The following is an 11380-nucleotide window of genomic DNA, read 5'->3' on the forward strand; positions in this document are numbered from 1 at the left end:
ATTCTTAGTTTCTTCTACGCTGTTACCATCTGGTGTCGCTTATGCAGAAGAAAGGCAACTAACTCAAGAACGTGAACGGCTGGAAACCATCCGACAAGAAGTCGCAGAGAGCCTTTCTGACGTTGCAACGTCTACTCAGGTAAGTGAGGACAATACTGTTTCTGCTTCGGAGACTCGGGCTATGAGCTCTGAGGAAGAAGTATCAGTCAAAGCAGAGACAGTGTCAGATCCCCTATTACCATCACCAGCAAATACGGAGGCGTCAGCTGAAGTCTCTCGTCAAGAGGAAATACCAGAAAAAGTTTTCCCTTCAGAGGCGTCTGATTCTGAAGAGACTTCTACTCCAAAGAGAGTTAAAAGGTCTCTAGCACAATCAGCCCCTTCTAGTAATGAGCCACTTGATTTTGATAGTGCTTTAGGACGTTATCACACTCAACTTAATCAAGAAGAGTTGTTGCGCTTTCAAAATGCTAAGACCAACGATGAGAAGTCTAAAATCATAGAAGAAATTCTCATTAGACAAATTAACGAAGATTATGGCTTGCTTGAATTAGAGGCGTTTAAAGAGCAACTCTCTGAAGAACAATTGCAATTGTTAGCATCTAAAGAAACAGATGAAGCCTTTGAGGAGACACTGAAATCTTACTCTTTGGCATTTCAACAAGAACAAGACCTAGCTGCCTTCATGGATGAGCTTATTCTCAGTAGTACCGAGGAGGAATACGATAAGCTCATTACTGCTAAATCCGAACGTGAATTTACGGATACTCTACTCCAGTTATCTGAAAAGAAAGTTCAAGAATTGTCACCAGTAGCAACAGAAGGGTCGTCACGTAGAAAGCGATTCGCGCCAGCAGCACCTTTTATTGTAATGTATGGACCTCAAATTGTTTCCGCTGCAATTGCCACTGGGAAGTTGTTGGCGGTAGCAGCCAGTGCTATAGGGACAGCTTATGTTGGCCATAGAGGTATCGAAGCTTATAAGAATTATCATCAAGCTAAAAAAAGTGCTAAAGCTAGAAAAAGTTCTCGCGTTCATCGCCAATCAAGAAGTCGTACTAATGCTCAATCAAGAAGTCGTGCTGTTAATCAAGCCAAACAGTATGCCCGTTCTTCAGCTGGATATAGTAGTGCTTATACAGGAAATACTGGTACCTATGTTCCCTCATACGGCCCTATAAGACCTTCTACTCCAGTCGTTTCCTATGGACCAACTGCTCCAAATCGTTCTGCTCGGGCTGCTAGTAATGTATTTTACTATACAGGTGCTCGGACAATCCCTACTTATAATCTAGCAGGTGATAAGTATACCGTTATTCCTAATGACTCCGTTTGGTCTATCTCCAATCAGTTCGGCATTAGTATGACTGATTTGATTACGTGGAATGGGATTCAACATTACACGATTCATCCAGGACAGCAATTATTGGTAAGACCAACGGTGTTGTCGGCTGATGGCAAGAGACACCAAGTGTTGCCAAATGACTCCGTTTGGTCGATATCTCATAAATATGGCATTGCCATGAGTGACTTTATCAAATGGAATAATATTAAAAACAATGTGATTCATCCAGGCCAGAATCTTTTAATCCGCCCTGTCGCTAGTGCTAAACCAGTTTCCCCGAGTCAACCAGCTTCGACGACAACATCAGCCAAAACGTATACGGTTAAAGCAGGGGATTCTGTCTGGCTTATTGCTCATAACCATGGCATTAGTATGGATAATTTGGTTAAGTGGAATAACATCAAAAATTACACGATTCATCCCGGTCAACAAGTGATTGTTAAACCAGCGACGACAACTAAAGCTCCTGTTAATACCGGTCAAGCAAGTCCAGCTAAAACGTATACGGTAAAAGCGGGGGATTCCGTTTGGCTCATTGCGCATAACCATGGCATTAGCATGGATGACTTGGTTAAGTGGAATAACATCAAAAATTACACGATTCATCCCGGTCAACAGGTAGTTGTTAAGCCAGCTAGTCCATCAAAATCTTCTGATACTAGTCAGGCAACTTCAGCTAAAACGTATACGGTAAAAGCGGGGGATTCCGTTTGGCTTATCGCTCATAATCATGGTATTAGTATGGATGACCTTATTAAGTGGAATCATATTAATAACAACCTCATTCATCCTGGCCAAACGGTCATTGTATCAGAAGCTGGTGTGGCTTCTAGTCAACAAAAGGATAAAACCTATACCGTTCAACCAGGAGACTCAGTCTGGCTCATTGCCTCCATACATGGCATCAGTATGGAAGAGTTGATTGCTTTGAATGACATCAAGGACTACACGATTCATCCGAATCAAACCTTGATTGTTGAAAGCATGATCAATAAAGAAGCTGAAAAATTAGCTAAGGAACTAGGTTATGATAAGACAAATGAGTTCAGTAGTGGACGACCAATCTTCAAAAATAAAAAGAAAAATCCGAAGTTTATTACACCAGATAATACTAAACATAAAGGAGGTGTATGGAAAGGTGCGGATAAAATAAAAGACCTTAAGAATAAAACTAGTCGTAAAGGAACTTACGATAAAGACTTAAATAAGATTGATAAGTAGGAGTAACAGTGTGAAATATCGAATACGTTTTTCAAAATATGATATCAAATACCGTAATGAGCTTGGCCATTACTTGAGAGATGATTGGACGTCTATTTGGGATGTCGGTAAAGTTTGTGAAGGTGTTCTGGTGACGCTTGAGGAGTATGAGCGTGTAGAGAGCCAATACCTAAAGACATTAGAAGAAATTGTTAAGTTATTGGATATTGACTCTTTTCGCATTCGCGATGTTGATTATTATGATAATGAATTCTCTGACTTAGGCTTTCCAGTAAAAGTTGGGGCTACTGTCACTATTGAACAATTTTTGATATTAGCTAAGCTAATCTTACGAGAAGAGTTATGGGTGAGTTTTGAACATCCCGATTTATGGATTAATTATGCAGGTGATTTTTATATTTATATAGGTTTTAATCGAAACTTAGATGGTGTTAAGCGCATTGTCAAAGCTAATCATTTATTTTGGGAGAAGGAGAAAACAGTCTTTTTTGACGAATAAGATGAGGATGATTTTAAACCTTTAGTATAGATATAGCATGTAACATAGCAGATGGAAGAACAATAGCTTCTTTGTTCTTCCATCTGTTTTTTTGTTGAACCTGTTTAAAAATACTTTTCAAATTATTTTCACTGAAGTAAAATAAAACCATGAGATTATATTTTGATGAAACAACTTTTGTCCATGAGATGGATCATGTTCGGGAAAAGCATTTTCTCAAGTAGGGTTATCGTCCCATTGTGACTAAAGATGCAGTTTTAAAAACTGTTAAATGCGTTGATAACCTTTTCTCAGAAAGGGAGTCTGTAATGAATATCGAATGAAGTAATTAAGGAAAAAGGATAAGTTTTTGTGTGAATATTGTAGCAAGTTTAATAGAATTTATTGGTAACCTCTTTGCAAGTGGTCTCTGGTCAGCAATAGTTACGATGTTTGTGATTGTTATTTTATTGATTTTAGAGAAATATATTAATTTAGGTTTACTAAAGTATCAAAAAATTTTCTTGGGTATTGTCGCTGTAATCTTTTTAACACTCTGGGTTGTTGCATACACAATAATATTACCTAATTTATAGATTTATGTATTAGGGTTTAAGCAAGAGTTTATGATGTTGTTACAGGCTAAAGAGATTAATCACGAAAGTCTATTTAGAATACTATTTTTCAGAAACTCTTTTCAAGATATTTTCATTCTTGTAAAATATTTTTATGGAGATTAGATTTGATGAGCGAGCTTTTGTATCTGAGGTGGCTAGATTACGAATTGAACGGACTCTAGTAGAAATTCCAGGCTACTACAAAACTCGTGAGGGTAATTTTGAGTATATTATTGAGCCAGATGGTCTTATCAGACATAGATTTTTCAATCCAAAAAATATCAAGAGGTAGATTATGATTGACTATAACACGATATTATCAAGTGACTTATCTCAGAGAGGTTATGATTTAAAAGCCTTATACCTTAATGAGCTTGCTTGGGATTATAATGATATTTTAGAAGTTATTGCCAGCGTAAAGAAGCATAAATTACTTATTTTGGGAGGAGATGTTTATCATTTTAGAAAGGGTAAAGTTTCTTGGACCTATGATGGCTGGAGTTATCAAGGAGATGATTGGATAGCCTCAGTTCAGAAGAGTTCGAAATATATTAAAGATTATCATGAGATGAACGGGCCCCACTATCTATACTCTCTCGTTATTGCTAGCCCTAGGATGACGTCACTTTGTTTTTCCAAGCACGATGAGATAAGTCGCCGAGATAAAAAACGGTATGGTTTTAGTAGGGACTGGAGTAGTGTGAAATATATTGGACAGATATTTTTAGGGCAAGAACTAACTCAAATAGGCTATGAAAAGGTTGAGGAACGCTATTTGGCTGTTTTTAGAGATGTTGCTAAGATGATGTCCCTCTCCGAGTTTTACCTTTCTTCTTTGGAAGTCATCAGTGGTGAGGTATTGATGGCTTATCCTTTCTTAGAAGAAGGACATTCATTAACATTGGAAGAAACTCTTTCCTGCATACAGTTAATGCTTAGAGAGAAAATATGGTGTAAACTTATCAACCCCCATTTGGAATTCCATTTTGGCTATGATTATTACGCTTATCTCTATTTTGATTGGGATAAGGAGCGGGTAAAAGCTATTATTAAAAAACATGAGCTTTTTTGGGAAGATCGAGAGTCGCCTTATCTTTAGAATGGAGTAACAAGATGAAGTATCGCTTAAGCTTTTCAAAGTATGACATTAAATACCGTAATGAGCTGGGTCATTACTTGAGAGATGATTGGACGTCTATTTGGGATGTCGGTAAAGTCTGTGAGGGTGTTCTGGTGACGCTTGAGGAGTACGAGCGTGTAGAGAATCAGTACCTAAAGACTTTGGAAGAAGTTGCTAAATTGTTGGATATTGACTCTTTTCGCATTCGTGATGTTGATTATCATGATAATGAATTCTCTGACTTAGGCTTTCCAGTAAAAGTTGGGGCTACTGTCACTATTGAACAATTTTTGATATTAGCTAAGCTAATCTTACGAGAAGAGTTATGGGTGAGTTTTGAAAATCCCGACATTTGGGTCAATTTTGTGGATGATTATTATGTTTTTCTAGGTTTTAATCGAAACTTAGATGGTGTTAAGCGCATTGTCAAAGCTAATCATTTATTTTGGGAGAAGGAGAAAACAGTTTTTTTTGACGAATAAGATGAGGATGATTTTAAGCCTTTAGTATAGATATAGCATGTAACACAACAGATGGAAGAACAATAGCTTCTTTGTTGAACCTGTTTAAAAATACTTTTCAAATTATTTTCACTGAAGTAAAATAAAGCCATGAGATTATATTTTGATGAAATAGCTTTTGTCCATGAGATGGATCGTGTTCGGGAAAAGCATTTTCTCAAGTAGGGTTATCATCCCATTGTGACTAAAGATGCAGTTTTAAAAACTGTTAAATGCGTTGACAACCTTTTCTCAGAAAGGGAGTCTGTAATGAATATCGAATGAAGTAATTAATGAAAAAGGATAAGTTTTTATGTGAATATTGTAGCAAGTTTAATAGCATTTATTGGTAACCTCTTTGCAAGTGGTCTCTGGTCAGCAATAGTTACGATGTTTGTGATTGTTATTTTATTGATTTTAGAGAAATATATTAATTTAGGTTTACTAAAGTATCAAAAAATTTTCTTGGGTATTGTCGCTGTAATCTTTTTAACACTCTGGGTTGTTGCATACACAATAATATTACCTAATTTATAGATTTATGTATTAGGGTTTAAGCAAGAGTTTATGATGTTGTTACAGGCTAAAGAGATTAATCACGAAAGTCTATTTAGAATACTATTTTTCAAAAACTCTTTTCAAGATATTTTCATTCTTGTAAAATATTCTTATGGAGATTAGATTTGATGAGCGAGCTTTTGTATCTGAGATGGCTAGATTACGAATTGAACGGACTCTAGTAGAAATTCCAGGCTACTACAAAACTCGTGGGGGTAATTTTGAGTATATCATTGAGCCAGATGGTCTTATTAGACATAGATTTTTCAATCCAAAAAATATATGGGACTTTTAAAAATGGTAGATATACAGTAGAAAAAGATACGGCTCAACAAGGTGGTCGTCGGTGGAAGTTGAAAAAAGATGGCCGTCGAATTGGCTCATTAGACAAAGATGGAAATATTATTGCAGATTAAAAGGAGATAAAGATGAAAAACATTAAGTTATCAGGTTTCGAATTTGAGTATAATCCGATTATGGATTGTGTCTTTGATGAAAAGCAAAATAGATTAGTTTTTGTATCAGAAAATTACGGCGATGTTCACCTAGCTATCGAATTAAAAGGGTCAACCTTAATATTTCATCCAAGATGGAACATTAATATAGTAATTGATGAAAAACACCCAAATAAATATATTCTAGATGTTAATTCTACAAATTTTTAGGAGCTATTACTACCGTCAAGAAACACAAATTGCTTATTTTGGGAGGAAAGTGTATCACTTTATATTTTTTAGAGAGGGGGTAACAAGTTGAAGTATCGATTCGGTTTTTCAAACTGTAATGTTTTAAAAATTACTGTTAGTTATGAAAATTTAAATTGAAATTATGAATAGACTCACTAGATAGTGGCGCAAGTATAATGACAAAGAAAGAGAAGATAACATTGAAAACAATTAAATTATCATATTTTGAGTTTGAGTATAGTCCGATTATGGACTGTGTTTTTGATGAAAAACAAAATAGGTTAGTATTTATATCAGAAAATTACGGCGATATTCATCTAGCTATCGAATTAAAAGGATCAACCCTAATATTTCACCCAAAATGGAACATTAAAATATTGACTGACGAAAAGGAAAAAAACAAGTATATTCTCGATGTGAATTGTCCAGATGAGACACTCAACTTGGACGAATTGTTTAAGAAATATTGATACTATGTGATATGCTTCCCTTATGGTGGACAGTGAAATAACCAAATTATTTTACTAGAAACTATAAGGGGAATTTTTCACTGTCCAAAAGAATTCCAACATCAGTAGAAGAGAAATTAGCAGTTGTCTTGTCCTATTTAGAAGAAGGTCATTCATTAACGTTGGAAGAAACTCTTTCCTGCATACAGTTAATGCTTAGAGAGAAAATATGGTGTAAACTTATCAACCCCCATTTGGAATTCCATTTTGGCTATGATTACTATGCCTATCTCTATTTTGATGGGGATAAGGAGCGGGTAAAAGCTATTATTAAAAAACATCGGCTTTTTGGGAAGACCGAGAATCGCCCTATCTTTAGCCTACTGTAAAGGAAATAAACATAAAAAATATTTTGAATACCACCCTATTATGGATTGTATTTTGATGAAAAGCTAACACCTAGAGAGAATAAGATTGGGAGCCTACTGAAAAAGTCATCGTTTGATGGCTTTTTTTGCTATACTAAAGTTGAGGTGATGAGATGTTTGATAATCAGTTGACTTTGGATGTTAGTCCCTATTCTACTCTGTATGATATTGTTGTTCCTAAAACTCATTTTTTACGGCAGCTAGCGTAACTCTGTGATTTTAGCTTTATTTATGATGAGCTGGAAAAGAATTATCAACCTGACTTCGGGCGTCGTGCCTACTCTCCTATCATGATGTTCAAGTATCTCTTACTGTAGTCCACGGAATGATAGTGACTCATACCATCCTCGTTATAACCGATAGGACATCAATTGTGTTATCCTAAGACAAAGAAAAAGATTAAGGAGAGGTTGATTATGGGAAAGAATTATTATTACGTCGAGGTTGAAACTTTACAGGGTGAACAGATTCATTTCCAACTCCCCAATGACTTGCAAGGTGGTATGCGAGCCTACCGACATGACAATCCCTTAACTTGGGAAAGTTTGTTAAGGGACGCTTTGATCAATATCCCTAGTGAAGGTTATACGAAAGCCAATCATTATAAGCCTATGATTCGTTTGGCTCGAGTTAGCCGAGTGTTTGCGCAGAAAAAACAACAGCGTAGGCGTAGTCGAGGGCAATTTCTAACTAGTGATAACTGGCAACAAAAAGGAATCAAGCATTTTCTTGAGAGCGCTCGTTTTATCCAACATGACTATAAATGGTGGAACCAATGGGTCTTGTTAAGTGATTACTGTCGTTGGCGCAGGCGTTACCACAAGGAGTGGACGACCAATCTTTAAGAATAAAAAGAAAAATCCGAAGTTTATCACACCAGATAATAAAAGTCACAAAGGAGGCGTATGGAAAGGTTCTGATAAACTTGATGATATTAGAAGTAAAACCACTCGAAAAGGAACTTACGATAAAGATTTAAATAAAATAAGGGATTGAGTAGATGTCATTTACATTATGGAGGAATAATGATCTTTATTAAAAATCTACTACCGACAGAGTTGTTAGAAAAAGGTAAGCATTTGAAACGCATACCGAGTAATGAGTTAGCTTGGGATTATGAGACCTTGTTGGCTATTGCTGATATTTTAAAAAAACACTCTTACTTTATTTTAAAGTGTACTGTCTTTTCCTATGAAGATGGTATTGATTCTGAAGAAGATGAATGGTTTTACAGAGGAGATGACCCAGCTCTTTCGATCGCTGACTGTTTGTCTTTTGTTAAAGATTACCATATCAACCATGGAGACAGTTACCATTATGTCATTAATATCTCGGAGAAAAAGATGTCTACTTTGAGATTTTCTAAATACGACATCAAATACCGTAATGAACTGGGACATTACCTGAGAGATGATTGGACTTCTATTGGCGATATTGGAAAAGTTCGTGAGGGTGTTCTGGTGACGCTTGAGGAGTATGAGCGCATTGAAAATGCCTATATCAATGTCCTTAGAGAAGTTGCTCTTACTTTATCAATTACAACGTTTGAGATATCATATTTAGATAGCTTGGATTTTGACACTTCCACTTATGATTTTAAGATAGAAGTAGGCGCTAGTTTGACTTTGGATCAGGCTCTCATTTTATCACGTCACACTCTGCGTGATGAGATGTGGTGCAAACTGGTTAATCCTCGCTTACAATTCCATTTTGGCTACGACTACTACGCTTATTTGTATTTTGATGGGGATAAGGAGAGAGTAAAAGCTATTATTAAAAAACATCAGCTTTTTTGGGAAGACCGAGAGTCGCCCTATCTTTAGAATGGAGTAACAGTGTGAAATATCAATTAAGCTTTTCAAAATATGATAGTAAATATCGCAATGAACTAGGGCATTACCTGAGAGATGATTGGACGTCTATTTGGGATGTTGGTAAAGTTTGTGAAGGTGTTTTGGTGACGCTTGAGGAGTATGAGCGTGTGGAGAACCAATACCTAAAGACTTTGGAAGAAGTTGCTAAGTTGTTTTATGTTGACTCTTTTCAAATTGCTCGATTAGATAAGCATGATACTGATTGGACTTACTTAGGTTTTCCGGTGGAAGTTGGTGCTACTGTCACCATTGAACAATTTTTAATATTATCTCGTTTGACTTTACGGGAAGAAATATGGGTGAGTTTTGAACACCCTGATTTATGGGTTAATTTTGCATTGGATTACTACGCTTATTTGGGGTTTAACCGAAGTTCGGATGCTATTCATCGTATTATTGAAGCCAATTCCTTGTTTTGGGAAAAGGATAAATTCGATTTCTATGACGAAGATGATGATGAGGAATGATTTTAAGCCTTTAGTATAGATATAGCATGTAACATAGCAGATGTAAGAACAATAGCTTCTTTGTTCTTACATCTGTTTTTTTGTTAAACCTGTTTAAAAATACTTTTCAAATTATTTTCACTGAAGTAAAATAATTCTCATTGAAAAATCAAAATCTGATATTATCAAGTTTACCTTGATGAAATTTAGTTCTAGCTACGACGCTTTTTCTAGTCAGATTTTGATTTTCTTCGAGCATAAAGCCATGAGATTATATTTTGATGAAACAGCTTTTGTCCACGAGATGGATCGTGTTCGGGAAAAGCACTTTCTTAAACAAGTAGAAGCTTATGATGCCCAACTAGCGATTATCATGAGGCAGCAGGGCTATCATCGTATTGATAGCGTTGAGCGTACGGTTATTTTTACGTTTGGTGAGATGACTTTCCGAAGGAATCGTTGGCGTAAGGGGCAAACAATACGCTACCCTGTTGATGAATGGCTAGGGCTAACTGCTTATATGCGTTATTCTCCCGAAATGGTGTTGCACATGGCAAAATACGCCTCTAAGATGTCTTATCGGGAAGTTTGTCGTACCATACGGGATGCCTATCGTCTCATTGTGACCAAAGGTGCGGTGTTAAAAGCTGTCAAATGCGTTGGAGAGCTTTTTTCCAAAAAGGATCGTTACCGTTTTCACATGGAGAATAAAAAGCCACAAAAAATGACAGTCAAACGGCTTTATGTGGAGGGCGATGGGGTTCTGGTGAAGACAACTTCAGGGGGTGATAATCGCCAAAAGACAGACATTGCCCATTCTATGGTTCATACAGGGTCGAAAAAAGAGGGTAACTCTCACAAGCGTTATGGGTTAGAGAATTAACATGAAATCGTTCATACTAACTATGAAAAAGCCAAAGAAGAGCTCTTAGACTATCTTTACAACCATTTTGAGATAACGGATCAAACCATTCTGATAACCAATTCGGACAATGGCACAGGGTACACGAAGCGAGCTTTTAAGGAAATAAAGGATGCTTTAGGGATTAAGCAACATGAACATTTTTGGGATGCCTATCACTTAAATGAAAACATCCACAAATTCTTCAAACCTTACCCTTTACCGCTAAAGAAACTGATGTTTAAGGCGATATAAACCCATCATAAATCGTTAATGATTACTGTTTTAGACACGGTTGAGTCTTTGATTCTTTCTGAAGAAGAGATGGATCGTTACCAGCGTTTTCGGAGGAAACTGCTTAGCAATTTTAAAGATATCAAACCGCCAAAATTACGAGGCTTATCGTCAAGGGGGATTGGTGGCATGGAGAGCCAACATCGGAAAGTTACCTACCGAATGAAAAATCGAGGGATGTACTGGTCGTTGAAAGGGGCGCACACCATGGCTTGACTGATTTTATTGGAACGCATCGACCAACTAGAGGAGCTATTCTTTGGGGAGTGGCGACAGCAATACGCTTTATACGAAGGGAATCGCTTTAGTGCGGGGTATGCGAACCATCGAACGCCATCCCCACCTCCTATGCGTAGCTATAAATTAGATCCCAAAAACAGAAGAAGGTAAACAAATGCTAAATAAGTCTAAGTCGTATAAGAGGTAATTGCTTCTAAAAATCATGATTTTTAGGTTTTTTTGT

14 protein-coding genes and 2 pseudogenes are annotated in these 11380 nt (G+C 36.6%); all 16 read left to right on the plus strand.

The window, feature by feature from the left end:
* Positions 1-2566: LysM peptidoglycan-binding domain-containing protein (locus ACMZ6U_RS06625; RefSeq protein WP_416107316.1), on the plus strand; the 2566-nt coding region annotated here is incomplete at its 5' end.
* A gap of 10 nt (positions 2567-2576) precedes the next feature.
* Positions 2577-3065 carry a hypothetical protein gene (locus ACMZ6U_RS06630; protein ID WP_416107318.1) on the plus strand — a complete coding sequence of 163 codons (489 nt, stop codon included), beginning with the start codon at positions 2577-2579 and terminating at the stop codon, positions 3063-3065.
* Between the two features lie 353 nt (positions 3066-3418).
* Positions 3419-3640 (plus strand): hypothetical protein, encoded by a 222-nt coding sequence (locus ACMZ6U_RS06635; protein ID WP_416107320.1) that lies wholly within the window; start codon positions 3419-3421, stop codon positions 3638-3640.
* A 316-nt stretch (positions 3641-3956) separates the two neighbouring features.
* Positions 3957-4760, plus strand: a complete 804-nt coding sequence (gene imm40, locus ACMZ6U_RS06640; RefSeq protein ID WP_416107321.1) for an Imm40 family immunity protein — start codon at positions 3957-3959, stop codon at positions 4758-4760.
* 14 nt (positions 4761-4774) lie between these two features.
* Positions 4775-5263 carry a hypothetical protein gene (locus ACMZ6U_RS06645; protein ID WP_416107322.1) on the plus strand — a complete coding sequence of 163 codons (489 nt, stop codon included), beginning with the start codon at positions 4775-4777 and terminating at the stop codon, positions 5261-5263.
* Between the two features lie 333 nt (positions 5264-5596).
* The gene (locus tag ACMZ6U_RS06650; RefSeq protein ID WP_416107323.1) at positions 5597-5818 is read left to right on the plus strand and encodes a hypothetical protein; all 222 of its coding nucleotides are present in this window, start codon (positions 5597-5599) and stop codon (positions 5816-5818) included.
* Between the two features lie 242 nt (positions 5819-6060).
* The gene (locus ACMZ6U_RS06655; protein WP_416107325.1) at positions 6061-6255 is read left to right on the plus strand and encodes a hypothetical protein; all 195 of its coding nucleotides are present in this window, start codon (positions 6061-6063) and stop codon (positions 6253-6255) included.
* 12 nt (positions 6256-6267) lie between these two features.
* On the plus strand, positions 6268-6504 hold the full coding sequence (locus tag ACMZ6U_RS06660) for a hypothetical protein (protein ID WP_242258519.1): 237 nt from the start codon (positions 6268-6270) through the stop codon (positions 6502-6504).
* 221 nt (positions 6505-6725) lie between these two features.
* The gene (locus tag ACMZ6U_RS06665) at positions 6726-6995 is read left to right on the plus strand and encodes a hypothetical protein (protein WP_416107327.1); all 270 of its coding nucleotides are present in this window, start codon (positions 6726-6728) and stop codon (positions 6993-6995) included.
* Between the two features lie 128 nt (positions 6996-7123).
* A complete protein-coding gene (locus ACMZ6U_RS06670; RefSeq protein ID WP_416107329.1) occupies positions 7124-7363 on the plus strand; it encodes a hypothetical protein in 240 nt (79 codons plus the stop codon).
* A gap of 152 nt (positions 7364-7515) precedes the next feature.
* A pseudogene (locus ACMZ6U_RS06675) lies at positions 7516-7716 on the plus strand (IS5/IS1182 family transposase); the annotation flags it as partial.
* Positions 7717-7818: 102 nt separating this feature from the next.
* On the plus strand, positions 7819-8247 hold the full coding sequence (locus tag ACMZ6U_RS06680; protein WP_416107331.1) for a hypothetical protein: 429 nt from the start codon (positions 7819-7821) through the stop codon (positions 8245-8247).
* Entirely contained in the window at positions 8192-8398 is a 207-nt protein-coding gene (locus ACMZ6U_RS06685; RefSeq protein WP_416107333.1) for a toxin C-terminal domain-containing protein, read from the plus strand. Before ACMZ6U_RS06680 ends, ACMZ6U_RS06685 begins: the two co-directional genes overlap by 56 nt.
* A 29-nt stretch (positions 8399-8427) precedes the next feature.
* A complete protein-coding gene (locus ACMZ6U_RS06690) occupies positions 8428-9225 on the plus strand; it encodes a hypothetical protein (RefSeq protein WP_416107335.1) in 798 nt (265 codons plus the stop codon).
* A 14-nt stretch (positions 9226-9239) separates the two neighbouring features.
* Positions 9240-9743, plus strand: coding sequence for a hypothetical protein (locus ACMZ6U_RS06695; RefSeq protein ID WP_416107336.1), 504 nt, complete (start codon positions 9240-9242; stop codon positions 9741-9743).
* Between the two features lie 244 nt (positions 9744-9987).
* A pseudogene (locus ACMZ6U_RS06700) lies at positions 9988-11307 on the plus strand (ISLre2 family transposase).
* Positions 11308-11380 lie beyond the last annotated feature (73 nt).

The organism is Streptococcus pluranimalium, assembly GCF_047785745.1.
Lineage (GTDB): Bacteria > Bacillota > Bacilli > Lactobacillales > Streptococcaceae > Streptococcus > Streptococcus pluranimalium_B.

Excerpts from the sequence above, each read along its gene's own strand:
- imm40 (WP_416107321.1), top strand. The coding sequence starts at position 3,957 with ATGATTGACTATAACACGATATTATCAAGTGACTTATCTCAGAGAGGT.
- ACMZ6U_RS06645 (WP_416107322.1), top strand. The coding sequence starts at position 4,775 with ATGAAGTATCGCTTAAGCTTTTCAAAGTATGACATTAAATACCGTAAT.
- ACMZ6U_RS06660 (WP_242258519.1), top strand. The coding sequence starts at position 6,268 with ATGAAAAACATTAAGTTATCAGGTTTCGAATTTGAGTATAATCCGATT.
- ACMZ6U_RS06680 (WP_416107331.1), top strand. The coding sequence starts at position 7,819 with ATGGGAAAGAATTATTATTACGTCGAGGTTGAAACTTTACAGGGTGAA.
- ACMZ6U_RS06690 (WP_416107335.1), top strand. The coding sequence starts at position 8,428 with ATGATCTTTATTAAAAATCTACTACCGACAGAGTTGTTAGAAAAAGGT.